This is a genomic window from Sporofaciens sp. St.21A7 (assembly GCF_059728535.1).
The window spans coordinates 1134966-1152127 of the sequence record NZ_BAAGFN010000001.1; the positions used below are offsets into that span (position 1 = coordinate 1134966).

18 protein-coding genes and 1 pseudogene are annotated in these 17162 nt (G+C 41.8%); 13 read left to right on the forward strand and 6 right to left on the reverse strand.

The window, feature by feature from the left end; translation table 11 throughout:
* Positions 1–11: 11 nt before the first annotated feature.
* Positions 12–563 (forward strand): phage holin, LLH family, encoded by a 552-nt coding sequence (locus AC6I3O_RS05785; RefSeq protein WP_004069460.1) that lies wholly within the window; start codon positions 12–14, stop codon positions 561–563.
* Between the two features lie 103 nt (positions 564–666).
* Here the strand turns inward: AC6I3O_RS05785 and AC6I3O_RS05790 are convergent, their stop codons facing one another.
* From AC6I3O_RS05790 to AC6I3O_RS05810, 5 genes are all read right to left on the reverse strand, one after another.
* Positions 667–1026, reverse strand: coding sequence for a hypothetical protein (locus AC6I3O_RS05790; RefSeq protein WP_004069459.1), 360 nt, complete (start codon positions 1024–1026; stop codon positions 667–669).
* A 53-nt stretch (positions 1027–1079) separates the two neighbouring features.
* Positions 1080–1346: a hypothetical protein gene (locus tag AC6I3O_RS05795; RefSeq protein WP_004069458.1), complete on the reverse strand. Its 267-nt coding sequence runs from the start codon at positions 1344–1346 to the stop codon at positions 1080–1082.
* Between the two features lie 55 nt (positions 1347–1401).
* On the reverse strand, positions 1402–1728 hold the full coding sequence (locus AC6I3O_RS05800; RefSeq protein WP_004069457.1) for a hypothetical protein: 327 nt from the start codon (positions 1726–1728) through the stop codon (positions 1402–1404).
* A gap of 161 nt (positions 1729–1889) precedes the next feature.
* Positions 1890–2228 (reverse strand): hypothetical protein, encoded by a 339-nt coding sequence (locus tag AC6I3O_RS05805; RefSeq protein ID WP_004069456.1) that lies wholly within the window; start codon positions 2226–2228, stop codon positions 1890–1892.
* 61 nt (positions 2229–2289) lie between these two features.
* Positions 2290–2514 carry a hypothetical protein gene (locus AC6I3O_RS05810; protein WP_004069455.1) on the reverse strand — a complete coding sequence of 75 codons (225 nt, stop codon included), beginning with the start codon at positions 2512–2514 and terminating at the stop codon, positions 2290–2292.
* Positions 2515–2682: 168 nt separating this feature from the next.
* On the opposite strand from AC6I3O_RS05810, the gene AC6I3O_RS05815 reads away from it, so the two are divergent.
* The 6 genes and pseudogenes from AC6I3O_RS05815 (at position 2683) to AC6I3O_RS05840 (ending at position 5585) form a co-directional block, all read left to right on the forward strand.
* On the forward strand, positions 2683–2955 hold the full coding sequence (locus tag AC6I3O_RS05815; protein ID WP_004069453.1) for a type II toxin-antitoxin system TacA family antitoxin: 273 nt from the start codon (positions 2683–2685) through the stop codon (positions 2953–2955).
* Positions 2918–3115 (forward strand): hypothetical protein, encoded by a 198-nt coding sequence (locus AC6I3O_RS05820; RefSeq protein WP_004069450.1) that lies wholly within the window; start codon positions 2918–2920, stop codon positions 3113–3115. Before AC6I3O_RS05815 ends, AC6I3O_RS05820 begins: the two co-directional genes overlap by 38 nt.
* Before the next feature lie 12 nt (positions 3116–3127).
* Positions 3128–3706, forward strand: a complete 579-nt coding sequence (locus AC6I3O_RS05825; RefSeq protein ID WP_004069447.1) for a hypothetical protein — start codon at positions 3128–3130, stop codon at positions 3704–3706.
* Positions 3707–3718: 12 nt separating this feature from the next.
* Complete coding sequence (locus AC6I3O_RS05830) at positions 3719–3883, forward strand: hypothetical protein (RefSeq protein ID WP_004069446.1); 165 nt, start codon at positions 3719–3721, stop codon at positions 3881–3883.
* Positions 3884–3944: 61 nt separating this feature from the next.
* A pseudogene (locus AC6I3O_RS05835) lies at positions 3945–4124 on the forward strand (ABC transporter ATP-binding protein); the annotation flags it as partial.
* Between the two features lie 177 nt (positions 4125–4301).
* Entirely contained in the window at positions 4302–5585 is a 1284-nt protein-coding gene (locus AC6I3O_RS05840; RefSeq protein WP_497850051.1) for a M20/M25/M40 family metallo-hydrolase, read from the forward strand.
* A gap of 105 nt (positions 5586–5690) precedes the next feature.
* Here the strand turns inward: AC6I3O_RS05840 and AC6I3O_RS05845 are convergent, their stop codons facing one another.
* Positions 5691–7115 carry an MATE family efflux transporter gene (locus tag AC6I3O_RS05845; RefSeq protein ID WP_497850052.1) on the reverse strand — a complete coding sequence of 475 codons (1425 nt, stop codon included), beginning with the start codon at positions 7113–7115 and terminating at the stop codon, positions 5691–5693.
* A 232-nt stretch (positions 7116–7347) separates the two neighbouring features.
* Here AC6I3O_RS05845 and AC6I3O_RS05850 point away from each other — a divergent pair, with 232 nt between their 5' ends.
* The 6 genes from AC6I3O_RS05850 to AC6I3O_RS05875 all read left to right on the forward strand — a co-directional run bounded on the left by AC6I3O_RS05850 (position 7348) and on the right by AC6I3O_RS05875 (position 17068).
* On the forward strand, positions 7348–8022 hold the full coding sequence (locus AC6I3O_RS05850) for a TniB family NTP-binding protein (protein ID WP_497850053.1): 675 nt from the start codon (positions 7348–7350) through the stop codon (positions 8020–8022).
* Between the two features lie 103 nt (positions 8023–8125).
* Positions 8126–8560, forward strand: a complete 435-nt coding sequence (tnpA, locus tag AC6I3O_RS05855) for an IS200/IS605 family transposase (protein WP_300512659.1) — start codon at positions 8126–8128, stop codon at positions 8558–8560.
* 465 nt (positions 8561–9025) lie between these two features.
* Complete coding sequence (locus AC6I3O_RS05860; RefSeq protein ID WP_497850054.1) at positions 9026–11350, forward strand: hypothetical protein; 2325 nt, start codon at positions 9026–9028, stop codon at positions 11348–11350.
* Between the two features lie 42 nt (positions 11351–11392).
* On the forward strand, positions 11393–14086 hold the full coding sequence (locus tag AC6I3O_RS05865; protein WP_497850055.1) for an amidohydrolase family protein: 2694 nt from the start codon (positions 11393–11395) through the stop codon (positions 14084–14086).
* Between the two features lie 215 nt (positions 14087–14301).
* Positions 14302–15051: an ABC transporter ATP-binding protein gene (locus AC6I3O_RS05870; protein ID WP_497850056.1), complete on the forward strand. Its 750-nt coding sequence runs from the start codon at positions 14302–14304 to the stop codon at positions 15049–15051.
* A gap of 10 nt (positions 15052–15061) precedes the next feature.
* Positions 15062–17068: an FtsX-like permease family protein gene (locus AC6I3O_RS05875; RefSeq protein ID WP_497850057.1), complete on the forward strand. Its 2007-nt coding sequence runs from the start codon at positions 15062–15064 to the stop codon at positions 17066–17068.
* Positions 17069–17162 lie beyond the last annotated feature (94 nt).

Genomic DNA, 17162 nt, shown 5'->3' on the forward strand with positions numbered 1-17162 from the left:
AGGAAAAGAAGATGAATGACATTATCATTTTAGCGGTACAGTTAGGACTTACGGTTGCGGCGTTTGTTATCGGGAAGTATGTATTCCCGAACATTCCGAAAAACGTAATTGACAAACTGAATATGCTGTCACAGTGGGCGGCGCAGTTTGTAGTATGGGCGAAAGAGTTCATGAAAAAGGAAACAGGGGAAGAGAAGATGGCGGCAGTTGTCGAAAAGCTGAAAGAGATTGCAGACGAAGCCGGGATTGAAGTCACGGAAGACCAGTTGCGGGCAATCGCACAGTCAGCCTACAACGCAATGAAAGCCGGGGAGAAGGAAGCGGCGGTGGCAGAGCCGCAGGCGGTAGAAGCGGCACAGGTTCCGACAGTGAATATTTACACAGGACCCGCAGCGGCAGGGAAAGCCGCAGTTGCGACAGATGAAGTCCCGGAAGGTGCGCTGGAGGACAGCAAGGAAGGGAAAGTGAACGTATACGACGCAGACGGGAATAAAACCGGGACAATCACGGCAGAGGAAGCGGCAGAAGCGGCAGAGGGCGTGACACATATTGAAGTAGAATAGCCCGCAGACGTGCCACGCAAGCCCACAGACAGACTAAAAGCCCCGCAGGTAGGAAATATACCTGCGGGGCTTTTCTGACGCTTGTGGGGCAAATACGGGGCGTTCATGCGGTTGTGAAAATCTCACTTTCCGTATAGTTTATAAATTTCCGGGGAGTGCCGGACGGCACATTTAATTCATTTCTAAAAATAAAATAGCTTCTGTCAAGTTCTTCTGAATATAGCTTCATAAAGTCAACAACATTTGTTTCAGTCCGGTTGTCGTCGTCGTCATAAAAATATTTCAGTTCAACGGTTTTTGCGCCGTAAGCGGCGGCAAGTTCCCGGACAGCCGCCCGGAAGCCGCTGGTGGTTGTGCAGGCTGCGAGGGAGAGCCAGCAGGTGGTATTGTCAAAGCGGGCAATCACAGGGCGGTAATTGCTGCGGTTAAAGGTTACGCCGTTCATAGTCCATTTCAATTTCATAATTTCACCGTTCCTTTCAGGGAGGGCAGCGGCAGGAGCCGCCGCCCGGTCATTCAGTTTTCTTTCCGCAGTTCGTTATAAACGTGGTGTCCTAGTTCCTGCATGGCTTCCGGGACTTCCTTCACGAACACTGTAAACATGAAAGTCATAAATTCTGACTTTGTTTGCGCCCATTCTTCTGGGGTCATGTGCGGGTTTTGCGCCAGCTTCATTTCAAGAAGTTTTTGTGTAAGTTCCTGACCTGCGGGGCTATTCAGTGCGCTTCTTTCCGCTTCTGATACCTTGTCTACAAAATCATTGAAATTTTCTGCTATCATCATTTTTCTTTCATTCCCTTCTTTGCTGGAGGGGCGGCAGAGCCGCCGCCCGTTGTTTTTATAAATGTGTGTACATTCCCGTTACTGATGTAAAAATATCTTGAAGCATATCTGCATATACGCCGGAAATATTTTCAATGTCTTCTTTCTTGTCCGGGGACCATGCGAAAGTCTTTTTGTTCAGCCGCCCGGCAGTATACTTGAAGAAGTTCATTGTGTAAGTGTCGGAAGCGTCAAGCGTGATGTAAAGGCGGTTCGCCTTGCTGCGGTTTTTCGGAAGCGTCATGCGAAGCGTGTTTCCGTCTGATACAAAGTTTTTTGCGCCTGTCATTGCGATAAATTTGTTGCCGCCGAGTTGTTCAAGGATTGTATTTGCTATTGTCATTTTATTTGCCCCTTTCCTTTGCTTCATCTTATGATACTATTATATACTTACGCAAGTATATTTTCAATAGGCAGAATACACAAAGTTACGCAAGTATATTTGTACAATATGTATACTTGCGTAAGATAAAAAGAAAAGCCCCGCAGGGACGGGGCAGGGGTTCAGACAATATCCACGTTTCCGGCTTCCCCTTCACGGAAGATAGACAATATATTTTCTGTCATATCCCGTTTTGCAAGGCGGGCAAGGCGGGCGAAATCAGCCTTTGTTGTTTCCTTGTAGTGGCTGTAAAGACGGTTCCTGTATTCTTCAAGGTGATAGCAGTAGAAAGCGTGACGGTTCCCGCCGTAGTCTTCCAGCCAGTTTTTAATTTCATTAAGGTTGGAATAAATCGGGTAATAGCAGTTCTTCCGGGCGGCGGTAAGGTGTACGGCTTTTAATTGCTTCAATCCTTCATTCAGTGCAAGACGGCTGTAAGCGGCTTTTTCAGGTTTTATCATTGTTCAGGGTCCTTTCTTTTTCAGGGAGGGCAGCGGCAGGAGCCGCAGCCCCGATTATCGGTTACGCTGTCAGGCTGGGACACATGGAGTAACGCCCTAACGGGTAGATTGTTTCAGCGTCGCAGTATTCAGAAATTTTCTTGCTTATCCGGCATTTCTGGACTTTTTCGCCGTCTGAAATGGTGATTGTTTGCGCTGTCCGGGCGGTTACTGTATAAGTCCATACGCAGTTATGGTCACATACGCTTGTCATGCTGTATCCCTTGCCTACTTCAAATTTCTTCATTGTGTTTTCCTCTCTTTCATTTGATAAGTCTATCATATACTTACGCAAGTATATTTTCAATAGGCAGGATATACAAATATACTTGCGTAACTTTGTATAATTTGTATACTTGCGTAATACTTGCGTAAGTGATATAATGATTCATACCCAAAGGAAGGAGGGCGACAGATGGAGGAAAAGAAGACGGAAGGGAAAAAGCCGGACACAAAGAACACAGGGCAGCAGAAAGCGGCGACAAGGGCGAAGAACACTTTCAACGGCAAGAATTATGAAAGGCTGTACCCGTTTGTGAAAATGGGGGAGAAAGTGAAGATTGAAAGGGCGGCTTCCGCTGCCGGGCAATCCCTGAATGATTACATTGTAACTGCCGTGTATCAGCGCATGGAAAGAGAGGGGCAGACGGATGGAGAAGGAGAAGGACAAAAGACCGGGGAAGTGTGAGAGCTGCGGACTTGCCATGCCGAAAGAACAGGGAAAAGGGGCGTGGAAGTATTTCTGTAGCAATGACGGGAAGAGCAGGCGGGGCGGCGATTCTTGCGCCGGGTACTGGGAAGCCGGGGACATGAAGAAGTATATTGACACAATGACGCAGTTCGTATGAAAGGGGCGGCGCATGGAAAACGAATATCTTTTCATCTATGACGGGGAAATGTGGTGGTTGAAGCTAACGGACGTTGAACAGATTATAGACTATCACAAACAGACTGGCGGCAGATATGAAGGGGCGGTAAACCTTTATATGAAGTTCAGGCAGGAAGGGAAAGAGTGGTATAATTTACTTGACGATATGCCCTTACAAGAGCGTATAGAGATAATGCAGAGAAAAGACTTTAAATATCTTCAATGTGCAATCATTAAGGCGCAGCAGGTAGAGGGGACTATATTTGACGGCTTCCGTTGCCTGAATATGGAAATAGGGGCGGGAGAGCTTGAAACAATCCGGGAACATGGGGCAGTCTTCATCAATCAGGCTGGCGGTCATACATGGGGAATTAAAACGGTGCAGTTCTGCCGCAGGAAACAGCTTGTATTCCCACACTTCAAGCGGGAGGAAATCAGGATAAAGCAATTCAGGGGCGGGCGGCATTGGTACGCATACATAGGGGACGTGCAGTTAAGGGACGGCGACTGCCTGAAATGGAATACAAGGGAAGCGGCGCAAGCCGCAGCGGAAGCGATAGTGGCAGAGTAAGGAGGGCGGCACATGGTAACAGTAAACGGAAGACCTGACACAGAAGAAACAGCACACGCAAAATGTTTTGGGAATATGTTTAGGGAAAACGGAAGATTGACATATGGCGCAATGATTTGTGATGAATGTGAAGAAGTAGAAGAGTGCTGGGAGTATAGCAAAAGCAGGAGAAAATAAAAGTACCCCGGAGGGCAGCAGGCTTTCCGGGGGTTCTCTATGTTGTACTAACTGAACAGTGCCGACGGGAAATCTGGATAGTAAAACCAGTGATGATGTAATTGGACTTTTAAGAATGACCAGTAAAGAATTTCATCAGACGATTGTTATGATCACGCATAATCCAGAAATCGCACAAATGGCAGATAGAATTGTGCGAATTGAAGATGGGAGGATCATTTTACCTGCTGAATCATACTAAATTCTGGTTTTGGTAATCTAACCAGAGGATACATCCAAATAAATCAAGTTGTAATTTATGAAACAGCTATGTATAATAGACTTATCCATTAAAATTCAGAAAGTCCAGCAAAGCGAACGAGCCGGATATAACTGCTGATTCTGTGCGCTGGAAAGAAATACGAAGGAGAACAGTAAAATGAAAGAACTAATGGAGTTTGTAAAAGAATTAAGTTTTGTCCGCGTAGGCGGAAGTGCGGAAGAAAAAAAGGCGGCGGAACTGGTCATGGAAGAGATTAACCAGGCTGTAAAAGAAGCAGGGCGGGAAGACATTCAGAGGGAATACATGCCCTTTAAGATACCCAGCGCGGAAGTCGGAAAATGTTCCGTGCAGGCAGCAGGACGGAAGATTCCATGTGCGCCGTTATTACGTTCCGGCAACATAGACCGGGAATGTGAGCTTGTCTATCTGGATGAAGCCTCTGAGATAGATTTCGCCGGAGCCGGGAATCTGGAAGGAAAGGCAGTGCTGCTGAATAAACTCTATGAAGAGGATGTATATAAACGGCTGGCAGAACATAAAGCGTCGGCGTTTTTGGTGATGCAGGGCAGGTATTATCATTCTGAACAAGAGGCGTCCCTGTTCCCCAGAAGGCTGGGAGAGTACCTGAGCAGGAATGGGGTGATTCCCGGATTCGCCATAACGGCGGCAGACGCTCTTTGGCTGATTCAGGAGGAAGTAGAGAAGGTGCATCTTATGCTGAATCAGGAAGATGTGGAATTGGAAAGCAGGAATGTGTCGGCTGTGATTGAAGGGACAGATTTGAAAGAGGAAAGCATCATCCTTACGGCGCATTATGATTCTGTCCCGGTAGGGACCGGTTCCTGGGACAATGCCACCGGGACGGCGGCTCTTCTGGCAATTTTCAGACACTTTGCGGCGAACCAGCCCAGAAGGACGCTGCGGTTTCTCTGGTGCGGCAGCGAGGAAATGGGCCTTTTGGGGTCAAAAGCGTATGTGAAGCAGAAGGAAGAACTGTTTGACAAGATTGGTTTCTGTTTCAACTTTGATATGTGCGGGACAGCTTTGGGTGCAAATCATATTTTCGTGACAGGGGAGAAGGAATTGCAGACATTCGCGGAGCAGTACTGTAAACTCGCGTGCTATCCTGCAAAAATTACAGTAGTAGTCCATTCCAGCGATTCCGCACCGTTCTGCGACAAGGGAATTCCAGCATTGGGACTGAGCAGGGAGACAACCACGGCAGAGATACATACCATCCATGATTTATCCGCCACCCTCAGTGAAAAGGCAATGCAAAAAAATGTGGCTTTTGCCATAAGGCTGATTGGGGACGTGGCAAATGCGGCAGTGCTTCCGGTTAAGAAAGGAATGCCGGAGGAGACGAAAAAAGAGTTAGATAAATATTTTCACCGTGAGAATGAGAAAGAGCAGCAGGAAAAGCAGATGGCAGGCAAATGACATTTTGCCGCTGATGTAAAATTGCGGGATAACTGCTTTGCAGCCTTGATATGCCGAAGCATGCGGCGGGGGATTTACCTGCCTGCCGCATGCTTCGGCTGCAATTCATTGTGATTGTGTGGATTTACTTTTCTTAGCTGCAAGCGCTGCCTTGAATTCAGGAAGAGCCGCCCGCCCAAGTTCCGTTACGGGCTTAATCCACCTGCCGCTTATGGTATACCACAATTCAAAGACAAGCCGGATGAGTTCGTCTGTATACAGGAACGAGAACACGGCAAGGAATGGCAGATGCCATATCATACCGGCAGCCCACGTTGCGGGTACGCTAATGGTAAACAGGCAGATAATTTCAAGCAGCGTCCCGAATACAGCTTCTCCGCCGGCCCGGTAGCAGCTATTCATAATGTAGTTGCAGGTGCGGATGGTTCCGGCGGCAAGATAGATGAGAATCATATATTTGCCGAAAAACATAGCTTCCGTACCAAGACCGAACAGCGCAAGCAAAGGCCTGTTCAGAAGAAGCCCGATTAGGCAGATACAGAAGGTAATCGCCGGGCATAGCACGGAGAATTTTTTCATGTACTGATATCCACTCATAAGGTGTCCGGAGCCTACTTCTTTTCCTACAACCACGGAAGAGGCGTCCGCAAGCCCGGCAAAGAACGCAAATACAAATCCTTCCAGGACACGGAACGCAGCCATGGCTGCGATGGCGGATTCTGATTGATGCCCGATTACGATATTAATCAACATCTGCCCGATTCCATAGAACAACTCATTGAAGATAATGGGAAAGCATTTCCCCATATACCCTTTTAGGAAACCGTCCTGCCAGGAAAACATATCTTTTAGTCTCAGCACGACTGTCTTCTTGTCTTTTAAAAGAAAGGCAGACAGCACGGACACATTTACGATACCAGATACTAAAGTGCCGACTGCTGCGCCTGCCGCCCCCATTTTTGGCATGCCGAAACGTCCATAGATCAGAATCCAGTTCAGGATGAAGTTCGTAACCAACGCAAGAATGGAGCTGATCAGAGGCGGTTTCACCCGTTCCGTAGAACGCATCAGGAAACTTATGATCATGGCAATCACTTGCAGAGGGTATGCGAAGCCTACAATCCGGATATAAGGAGCGCCGATTGCGATGATATTTTCTTTGTCAGTATAGATTCCCAGTATAAAATCCGGGTTTGCAACGGCAGCCCCTCCAAAGAGCAGAGATACTGCCAGCATACAGGTAAGCGCAAGCCCGAATGCCTGGTTGATTCCCTTCTCGTTGCGGGCGCCCCAATACTGCGAGAAAAACAGCAGTCCACCGCTTGCGAACCCAAAGTAACAGGAAAAGAATAAAGATGATATCTGGGAACAGATTCCTACCGCCGCGACAGACAATTCCCCCTGGCTGCCAATCATGATGGTATCCACCATACTAGCCGTGGTGGATAAAAAATTCTGCAATGCGATTGGCAATGCGATTGTAAGTACTGTCCGAAAGAAATTTCCCCAGCTGATTTTTTCGTTTCTCATGTTTTGACTCCTTTCATTTGTATTGATTGCAGTATTGACTGCAAATTTCTGCTAATTCCGCAAAAGACTCGTATTTCCCATTATACCTTGAAAATCGGACATTGCAAGAGTTATTTTGAAACTATTTTCCAATTGTCTTTAAACGGCAATTTATTTTAACTGGATTCTATAAAATGTGGTAAAATATTATTATGTAAGGTCGTTATATACAGTTGTAAAGGAAAAGTATATTATGGGAAAACAGAAGACAAAATTAGGAGCAAGAATTTTATCCAAAGAAGAAATGAATGCGATTCTTCCAAATGCGGAATCCATTGATGAACAGATTGAGGTGTTCCGAGAGAGCCTGCCATACGGAAGTCAAAAACAGGGTGATAAGCAGGGTGATAAACAGTTTGAAACAGAACAGAAAACAAATAATATCGGGATTATAGGCCGCAGAGGCGCTGGTAAAACTTCGATTTTGAAAACATTCTATCATAAACTGAAAAACGAAAATGCCGAAGATGATAAAAAGGGCGGGGATATTATATTGCCAATTATTGTTCCGGAGAATATGTCTTCCGGAACTACGCTAATGGATACAATTTTAGGGCGCCTGAAATCCATTGTAGAAGAGAAAATGAAAGAAGAAAAAAAGAAAAAATATAAAGGAGACTGCATTTATGTTGGAAAAGATTCGTTGGAAGGGGTGTATAACGAGCTGGTAAAGCAGTACTGCTATATCAAGAAGGACTATCGGGACATTCTGATTCAGCAGTTTACTACAGAGCAGAACTATGTGGACAAGACTAAGAAAGTTTTCAGTTCGGATTCTGAGTTTATTACCATGTTTAATCAGTTTGTGACGAGACTACTGCAGGGTGACGAGAATACACAATCCATGATGTTTTTATTGTCTGTATAATGGGGTTAAAACCCTCGCCTTAAGGCGAAACCTTTAGGTCAACCCCATAACCTCAAGTTTAGAAAAAAGTAAAAATAGAAATACTAAACGTGAGGTGAAGAATATGGAGAATTATAGAAAATCGTCACATTGCACGTATGATATTAAGTACCATCTGGTTTGGATAACAAAATATAGAAAACCGGTGATAACAGGAAAGATAGCGGTACGGACAAGAGAATTAATCCGAATCATATGCGAAAAGAACGAGGTAGAAATCCTGGCAGGGCATGTAGGAAGTGATCACATCCATATGCTGGTATCAGCACCGCCGCATCTATCAGCAAGTAAGCTGGTACAATATATTAAGGGAACAACATCCCGAAAATTGCAGATGGAATACAAAGAATTGAACAAGCAATTCTGGGGACGGCATTTGTGGGCAAGAGGATACTTTGTGGCAAGTAGTGGAAATGTAACAGATGAAATTATCAAAGAGTATATTAAAAATCAAGATTTACAAGAGAAATTAAAAACAGACAACTTTGAAATAAGTTAAAGATAAAAGGAATAACAAAGAGCAGAGACAACTTTAGGCTGCTTTAGCAGCACACCGAACCTACCGGCTTTAGCCGGTAGTGGTTCAGTTATCGATGATGTTGACTTGAGTACAAACAAATGTATGGACATTGTGAGGACGCTTCTTGTTTATCTGTCAAATCCGAGAATTGTAACGTTTATTTCAGGAGATATTCAAACATTTGAAGAGGAATTGACGTTGGAATTTTTGCGGCAGGAGGATGCACTGAGAGAAGATGCATTTCGAGAGACTTATTATTCTGTCAATCATAATTCAGAAAGCAGTTTGTTGGAGAGAAAAAAGCAGCTTGCTTATGAATATCTGAAGAAGATTATACCTCCTGCATACCGCAGAGCGATTCGGTATTGGGATTTAGATGAGAGAGGGAATTATAAAATTAGTGGAAATGAGGGAGATGAACCGAAAAGCCTTGTAGAATTATTGGTGGAAGTAACAAAAGAGAAATTAGGAGAAATGTATTTTGTATACAAAGAAGATGATAAAACGGAAAATATGAGACTTGCTTTCCATATGTTTGACGACACCTCCCGGGGACTGAATAATGTTTATAACGTATTACAGGAAATATATGATTTACAAATATATGATTTACAGAAGAAAGAAAACAATATGACAGAAGCGGAAAAAGAGCTTCTCCACTGGCGTTTGATAGAGACGATGGTAGATTCCAAACCGTTATACGCAAAATACAAATCAGATTTACTCAAATACGTCATTGTACTTGGGCAGGGACGGGTAAAGGTTGATTTTGCAAATGCATATCAGTTGTTATATGGAAAAACGGAGGAGACAGAGACAGAAAATAAAGAATCTATGAAGAGCGTGGAGCGATTTGCTGTCTACTATCTGATAGATTTTGCAGCGAAATTGTTTTATAATAAAACTTATGATAATGAAGACAAGAGTAAATATGGTGAGTTAAAAAACAAGATTATACAGGAATATCTTCAGAGCGAAGAGGTAGATGGTAAGATTCCCGTAGAATGGGTTCCGCTTGAATTTCTGGAAATAGAGAAGTCGATAAAGGAGAAAGATTCTGTTAAATCGATTTTGATAAATATTCTGACAAAGTGCGATTTTATTTTTGTTTTGCATATGATCCGATGCCTCGGGAGGGCGGAGATATATGCTATATTGGAAAAGAAATATAGTTATTCAGATAAAGAAAATGCCTATAAGACAGCATATGCATTCTCAAGGGCGGTTCAGGCTCTGAATGAATCTGAAGATGGAATCCAAGATTATTTGGCAGATTTATATATTCAGATGGAGGAAGTGATGTTGAATCTGCTTAATAAGCTGTCCTTAGATCCATGGGTTGTTTATGGGATACGGCTTGTAGATACTGACTATGTAGAAGACGGCATGCGGTTCATGGGAAGAGGAGGGAATCTGGCAGAAGAGAGTTTCAGGAATGTAGAGAGTTATATGTATAAAGGCAGTATATTAGAAGTACATTTGAAATATTTATTATGGGCGGAATATGAAAATGAAAAAAAACGTTACTGGATTTATTATGAGAGAAAATTAAGGGAAAAACATGATAAAGAAATGCAATTCAGTTTTGATTCCAAAGAAAATGTTCTGACAGGATTAATAAAAACAATTATGAATCAGATGAAAGAATTAACTGCTGTGAACAATTATGAAGTGAAGTCTTTAAAATCAGTTAATTATAATAGTTCCTTTGCGGAAAAAGATTGGAAATGGAAGAAACAAAAACCGGTTTTGGAGGAAATCGATGAACAAGGGCTGTGGGATACAACTTATGCAAAAGAAAAAATCAAACCATATCTAATAAAAAAGAAAGATGATATTATATATAAAATGTGCTCTGGAAGAATGATTTTTAATGTAACTCATTTTTTTAAATCAGATAAAGAAGGGGCATATTCTGAATTGAAAAATTGCTATAAAGGTACGTCTGGTACAGCGCTTGTATATGGCATAGAGTCTAAGGTGAGAAGGGTGATGTCTTTGTCAGTAAAGGATGACGAATCAGAGCAAATGGAATTCCCGAATGGTCAGTTTTATTTGAGTCTTGAACAGGCGCTTATTATACAGTGTATATTAGAAGAATTTTTACATTTTCATAATAGGGTTGTATATGGAAAAAAAGAAGTAAGAAAGCTTTTAATGGAAATGAAAGAATTACCGTTAGCGCTTCACACATCTGAATGGGATGAGATTCATTCAGAATTGGAAAGGAGAGAAAATCTCTTTTTTAAAGGAAATCTAGATTACCTGAGGAATGGGGATGCTAAAAGATTCGATGAGAATGATGAGAGTGAAAATAGTGAAATAAAGCAAGTACGGGAAAGGTATTATGAGCAAAATAAGGAAAAAGCTGTCATGGGGGATTTTATAAAAGAATATCTGGGTAAAACCGGAGAAGATAACGAAATGTATATAAAATATTTGATACATAAAATTCAAATAGCGAAGATGAAAGAAGAAGTAAAGGAAAAGCTGAGAGAAGAAGGAAAACAAGCAAGAGGTTGGGATTATTTTGAACCGAAACTTCAAGAAAAAGAGGGAATATTTATTTTTCAAAGCTATTTAAGATATCTTCAGGCGAATGAGAGTGAGGCAAAGAAAGCCGGCGCCCGTGCAGAAGACATTGTCAAACTTGCACAATATATGTTAGACAGTGAAATCAAAGCCGACAAAAGGATTCAAAATGAGGTATACCAGATTATCAGTAAGAAAATTGACATAACAGAGAATGAATTTGAATTATTATTCTAAGTTAAGGAATGGAAGGTCACGGTAACATGCGGAGGCATTGCTATGAATGATACGATTAACAGATATTTGGCGATTTTGTGTTATCCTTTTGCATCATTGGATTTCTTCCTGGAGGATTATTTTGAGGAAATCATCCAGAATAAAAATGCGGAAAAAAAGCTTCAGGAGGCAATGATACGTCACATTCAGGAAAACTGTAATGTATATTCTTATGACGAAATATATATGTATCTGGAAAAATGCTATTTATATGATTTAAGGACAAAACGGTACAAAAATGTTTTTTTGATGTACCTGGACTGCCTGTATAAAATTACACGCTCTATGATATCACAGCGGGATGGAAAAATTGTATTCAAATATTGGGAAAACAGGCAGGATGAAAGTTTTCTCGGGGGATTCGGTGATTCTAATAAAATTTTCTTATTCCACAGTATGAATATGCATATCCCTTTAGATTTTATTGTGATGCTATATATAACCCAGAATCCGGGAAATGATATCAATAGCCTGCAATACTATTATAACCAGATAGAGGTAGCAGACCAGCAGTTGGATGCGGTACTCAAATCCGGAGTTGCGGAAAACCATCTCCACAAAGGGGTATCAATCTCGTTTTATGAGGTATGGGAGGTTTTCATGCGTCCTCTGGACAGCAAATCAATAAATGCAATCAAGAGTAATACTATTGAATTTGGGAACCGAAATCAGACGCCGGGAGAGAGTCTCTTTTTCGTTTTAATAGCTGGAATTGTCCGTATCTGGCTTGCATTGGCGCTGAAAAAAGTGACATGGAAGAGCGAAGAGTTGAATGAGCTTGTAGGACGTTTTGCAGACGGAAAAGGGTTGGAGGAATTTTATAAGAAACAATGGGGCGGATTGAAAGAAAAAGCAGCAAAAGATAAGGCTCTTTCCTATTGTAAGGAACTGTGGGACGATATTGTATTACCTTCACTTCCCAAGCAGTCGGATGAGAGAACAATCATGCAGGAAATCTTTCATGTTCCGGATGTATTACATACTTCAGATGAATTAATTTTTCTGTTTTACGGAATGAAATATCTGGGAGAATACAGGAAAAGGCAGGAAAGTAAGACGAGTGAAAATGAAAAACGCATTATTCAGTGCTTTTTGCAGTATATACGCATCAAAAATTATGTTTTTGGCTGTACGGTACAAAAAAAGAATGTGAGAGGACTTGATTATTTTCAAAAGGAATATTATGAAAAGGATTCAAAATTGAGTAAGTTTTATGGGGCTGTTTCAGGCAGTCTGAACCATAAGAAGGATAAGGTTGCTTATTGGGAGCAGGCTATGAGGAAACAGTTTTACAACCAGAATTTGAAAAAAATAGAATTTCGTGCATCAATTAATGACAAAGAAGACGGGTTCCAGAAAGATGTGAAAGATTTTTTAGAGGCATACCTTAATGTCATCAGGGAGGACTATTGCAGGAAGGATAACGAAAGCTATCAAGTTTACCGGACATTTCCCAGAGTAGGCTTAGTGTATCATCTCTTGAAGAAAAAAGACAGCACGGTTCCATACAAATGTTTTCTGGATGGTATGGAAGAAAAAGAAAAGCTGCAGTTCGGTGTGTTGGAAGAAAAGTATGTGAATCAGATTAGAATTATGCGCAGCCTGCGAAATCGTGTTTCCGGGCTTGATCGTTATATTGTAGGGATTGATGCGGCGAGTCTGGAAAACGCGACTCCTATATGGGTTTTTGCAAAAGCCTATAAAGAAGCCAGGGACAGCTCCATAGAAAAAGTAGGGTATGGGACAAACCGTATCCAGAGTTTGCGGTTCACGTTCCATGCAGGAGAAGATTTCAGGCATATTCTGTCGGGATTGCGCAGAATAGACGAAACGGTTACTTATTTGAAGTTTCATGCGGGAGACAGAATCGGACATGGTACTGCGCTTGGCATTTTACCGGAGCAATGGAGGCGTCAAAATCCTTTTGTTGTACTGCCAAGAAGTGAAGCGTTAGATAATTATGTATGGGCGTACTATATGCTGAGTCAGGATACGGTGGAATGTAATTCTACGCTGATTGCATATCTGGAAGGGAAAGTATACGAGTTGGCGAAAGGGATATACGGCAAGGAGCAGAATATTTCCTTACAGGTATTGATAGAAGGATATTTAAAAATGTTTGACACAGAAGAGGGCAGCTATGACAAATGTGCGGAGGCTGAAGACGTTGGGTTTTGCAAAGAAGTCCGAGATGATACATGCAGCGATATTTTTTGGAATGGAGAAAAGATTGCCCTGGCGCGCCATTGTAAAAAATTCCTTACAGAAATGGAATGTCCAATCCATTATGAGGTGACAAAACAGGATATACAGATTACAGAAATGCTGCAGAAAATATTGTGTCAGAAATTGAGCCGGAAAGGAATTGTCGTAGAGGTGAATCCCTCATCCAATGTAGCAATCGGAGAGGTGGATAAAATAACGGAGAATCAGATTTACAGATTGAACAGGCCTGGCGGGGAAGACAATGTAATGGTATGTATTAATTCTGACGACCCTATGGTATTTCACACAAATGTATCGAATGAATTGGCATATATCTATTACGGGATGCTGTATAGCGGCATTAGCAGGGAGACGGCGCTGGAGTGGATTGACAAAACCCGTGAATGCGGCATAAAATCATCTTTTTTGCAGAGAGAAGATAAAGATCAGCAAATATATGATGAATTGGAAAAAATTGTAGGGGAATTATAAGGAAAGTTCGGTGAAAAGAAGGAGGCTTATGGGCGAGTAAGATTTGGATAAAAATGGCAGAGAAACGGTTATCACAAATACAGAAAATAGATTACCACCCTGCTTTTTTTTAAGAATGAGCAAATCACGCAAAAAATCTGCGTAATTTACTCATTCTTTTTTACACCCCCCAAATTATAATACTGTTATCAAAAAAGCAAAGGAGAATAAAAGAAATGGCTACATTATTGGAAGCGGAAAATGTAACAAAAATTTATGCAAAATCACAACGCCCAAGCCTTAATAAAGTATCGTTCAGCGTAACGGACGGCGAATTTATCGCTATTATGGGGGCTTCCGGATCAGGAAAGACAACATTGCTTAATGTTCTTTCCACGATTGATACACCCACGAGCGGCAGCATCACAATAAACGGCGTCAATCTTAAAAATCTGACTGATTCCAAAGCAGCGGATTTCCGCAGGGATAATCTGGGTTTTATTTTCCAGGAATATCTGCTGTTAGACAGCCTTACTATTTTTGAGAATATCGCCGTTCCACTGACTTTGCAGAAACTTCCGCCTCAAAAAATAGAAAACATGATACGGAGCCTGGCGAAAAGCTTTGGTATTGACGCACAGTTAGAGAAATATCCAAGTGAGCTTTCAGGCGGGCAAAGGCAGCGTGCTTCTGCTCTAAGAGCCATTGTGAAACATCCAAACATTTTGTTTGCAGACGAACCGACTGGGGCATTGGATTCAAGTTCCGCAACAGATTTGCTGAACACTCTAAAAAAATCAAATGAAAGTCTCCATACTACGATACTAATGGTCACGCATGATGCTTATGCTGCAAGTTTTGCTGACCGCATCCTGATTTTTAAAGACGGCTGTATCATTCAGGAATTATTGAAACAAAATGCTGACAGGCGTGCATTCTATGAATCCATTGCACAGACAACCGCAAAATTAGACACAGAAAGGTAGGGAAGTACCCATGAACCGTTTATCTATGGCGCTTAAGAACCTAAAAAATAATTTTTCCTTTTATGCCCTTTATTTATTGTCCATTTCCTTTGTGATTACTATTTTTTTTGCATTTACTTCATTTTCCATGAATAAAGTTATGCTTGAGAAAATATCAGGCGACGGGCGGGTGGAAACCATGTGCAACACGATTTCTATATTCCTTATGGCGTTTGTAATTTTTTATATGTCATATTCAAACCGTTTCTTCCTGCGCCGGCGCACAAAGGAATTGGGTATTTATGCATTATTAGGATATCGGAAGTCCACGATACTGTCCCTGCTTACAGCAGAAAACCTGCTCTCCTGTTTCGGGGCTTTCGTAATCGGAATCCTTTTGGGCGGTCTGTTCCACAAAGGCATTGTGTTTGGCGTTACTAAATTACTGGACTTGACAGTCAATAATTCAGAAATACCGTATTTTAACCTGAATGCTATGGTAAAGACAGCGTGTTTTGTTTTTGCCATTATTATCATATTATCGCTGTCCAACAGCAGATTTCTTTTTAAATCTTCCCTTATGGATTTAGTGCGGTTTGAAAAAAGTGCGGAAAAGAAGACAAAGTTCCATGCCGTTCCTTCCATCATCGGGTTTGTATCTGTCATTTTGGGATATGGTATTGCTCTTGACATCCTGCGGGGCGAAAAATCTGTCTGGTTTTCAGTCGGGTTTTATGCTGTTGGAATGCTTACATTTACACTCATTCTTTTTGGGACAGCGCTTTTTATTGCATCTTTTCTCCCTTATACGGTACAGACTGGCAAGAAAAATAAGAAGAAATTTTATACGGAAACAAGAATCATTACTTCGCCGAGTTTTATATATCGGATGCGTTCCAATTCAAAAACGCTGATCATGCTCACATTACTGTCAGCCGCAACTTTGACTGTTTCAAGTATTATGGCTCTAACCCTGTATTATCCTATCGCTGCAATATCCCGCATTGCGCCGTCAGAAATCGAGTGCCGTATTGAAAAGGAGAGCGATCTGTCCGCAATCATGGAGATCGTGAACAACTATTCATCCGGAGATGATATTACATTCCTGCAGGCCGATATTTATAAAGTTACTTCTACTGCCGGGCAGCTTCCCATGGAATACAGTGTCGGAACTTCCAAGGGAGATGCTGATAACGAAAAAATCCTTCGGAATGCAGGTTTTGAATGTATCTCATATTCTGACTATACTGCCATTCTGAAAGCACAAGGGCGGCAAAAGGCTTTGGAGCAGTTTACAGCGCTAAACAACAATGAGTGTATTTTTATAAGATACCAGCCGGCTTCCGGCAAGGACGAAACAGGCAGCGTTTATCCATTGCTCATAAACAATACTGAAATACCTGTCACTGTGACTATGACTACATTAGATAATCCTATTTCATTTGCGAACAGTGTTGGTACTTTAATTGTAAGTGACAGTTTATACAAAACGATATCTGAACATGCCGCCCCCGAAACGAAAATCTTAAGTATAAATGGAAATTCCATAACAGGTAACGAGGAGCTGTTTCAGGCTCTATCTGCATATTTGGATAAAAGTCCTTACCTGCAGGGCAATTCCCATAGAATACACGAAGTGGTTTCCCTGAACAGTTCCACCTTCCTGTTGATAGGCTTTCTTGTGGTATTATTCTTTATCGCAACAGGCAGCATTCTGTATTTTAATAACATTTCTGCTATAGCCGATTCAAAATCCGATTACGATATCCTCGTAAAAATAGGATATACGAACAGGAAGATTAAAAAAATCATCAGGAAACAGGCAATCACATTTTTTAGCATTCCGTTCCTGTTCGGACTGGCAGACTGTATCTTTGCCACATTAGTATACAAAACAGCGCTTATGCAGAACCTTCTGGAGAACAGCCTTGCTTTATACGCTCCTACAATATTGGCTATTGCGCTGACACTGCTCATTTATCTGATTTATTACTTTATGACTGTCCATACCTGCTGTAAAATGGTTTTGGAAAAATAAAGATTATACGAAAATGCCGTTTCTTTATCACCCGGCATTTTCGCAGGCTATATGCAAGGCTATCGGAATCTTGTGAAAATTTTAGTTGTATGCA

What these genes read in the sequence shown, in the direction of transcription:
- AC6I3O_RS05785 (WP_004069460.1), top strand. Translation starts at nt 12, where the DNA reads ATGAATGACATTATCATTTTAGCGGTACAGTTAGGACTTACGGTTGCG.
- AC6I3O_RS05790 (WP_004069459.1), bottom strand. Translation starts at nt 1,026, where the DNA reads ATGAAATTGAAATGGACTATGAACGGCGTAACCTTTAACCGCAGCAAT.
- AC6I3O_RS05795 (WP_004069458.1), bottom strand. Translation starts at nt 1,346, where the DNA reads ATGATGATAGCAGAAAATTTCAATGATTTTGTAGACAAGGTATCAGAA.
- AC6I3O_RS05800 (WP_004069457.1), bottom strand. Translation starts at nt 1,728, where the DNA reads ATGACAATAGCAAATACAATCCTTGAACAACTCGGCGGCAACAAATTT.
- AC6I3O_RS05805 (WP_004069456.1), bottom strand. Translation starts at nt 2,228, where the DNA reads ATGATAAAACCTGAAAAAGCCGCTTACAGCCGTCTTGCACTGAATGAA.
- AC6I3O_RS05810 (WP_004069455.1), bottom strand. Translation starts at nt 2,514, where the DNA reads ATGAAGAAATTTGAAGTAGGCAAGGGATACAGCATGACAAGCGTATGT.
- AC6I3O_RS05815 (WP_004069453.1), top strand. Translation starts at nt 2,683, where the DNA reads ATGGAGGAAAAGAAGACGGAAGGGAAAAAGCCGGACACAAAGAACACA.
- AC6I3O_RS05820 (WP_004069450.1), top strand. Translation starts at nt 2,918, where the DNA reads ATGGAGAAGGAGAAGGACAAAAGACCGGGGAAGTGTGAGAGCTGCGGA.
- AC6I3O_RS05825 (WP_004069447.1), top strand. Translation starts at nt 3,128, where the DNA reads ATGGAAAACGAATATCTTTTCATCTATGACGGGGAAATGTGGTGGTTG.
- AC6I3O_RS05830 (WP_004069446.1), top strand. Translation starts at nt 3,719, where the DNA reads ATGGTAACAGTAAACGGAAGACCTGACACAGAAGAAACAGCACACGCA.
- AC6I3O_RS05840 (WP_497850051.1), top strand. Translation starts at nt 4,302, where the DNA reads ATGAAAGAACTAATGGAGTTTGTAAAAGAATTAAGTTTTGTCCGCGTA.
- AC6I3O_RS05845 (WP_497850052.1), bottom strand. Translation starts at nt 7,115, where the DNA reads ATGAGAAACGAAAAAATCAGCTGGGGAAATTTCTTTCGGACAGTACTT.
- AC6I3O_RS05850 (WP_497850053.1), top strand. Translation starts at nt 7,348, where the DNA reads ATGGGAAAACAGAAGACAAAATTAGGAGCAAGAATTTTATCCAAAGAA.
- tnpA (WP_300512659.1), top strand. Translation starts at nt 8,126, where the DNA reads ATGGAGAATTATAGAAAATCGTCACATTGCACGTATGATATTAAGTAC.
- AC6I3O_RS05865 (WP_497850055.1), top strand. Translation starts at nt 11,393, where the DNA reads ATGAATGATACGATTAACAGATATTTGGCGATTTTGTGTTATCCTTTT.
- AC6I3O_RS05870 (WP_497850056.1), top strand. Translation starts at nt 14,302, where the DNA reads ATGGCTACATTATTGGAAGCGGAAAATGTAACAAAAATTTATGCAAAA.
- AC6I3O_RS05875 (WP_497850057.1), top strand. Translation starts at nt 15,062, where the DNA reads ATGAACCGTTTATCTATGGCGCTTAAGAACCTAAAAAATAATTTTTCC.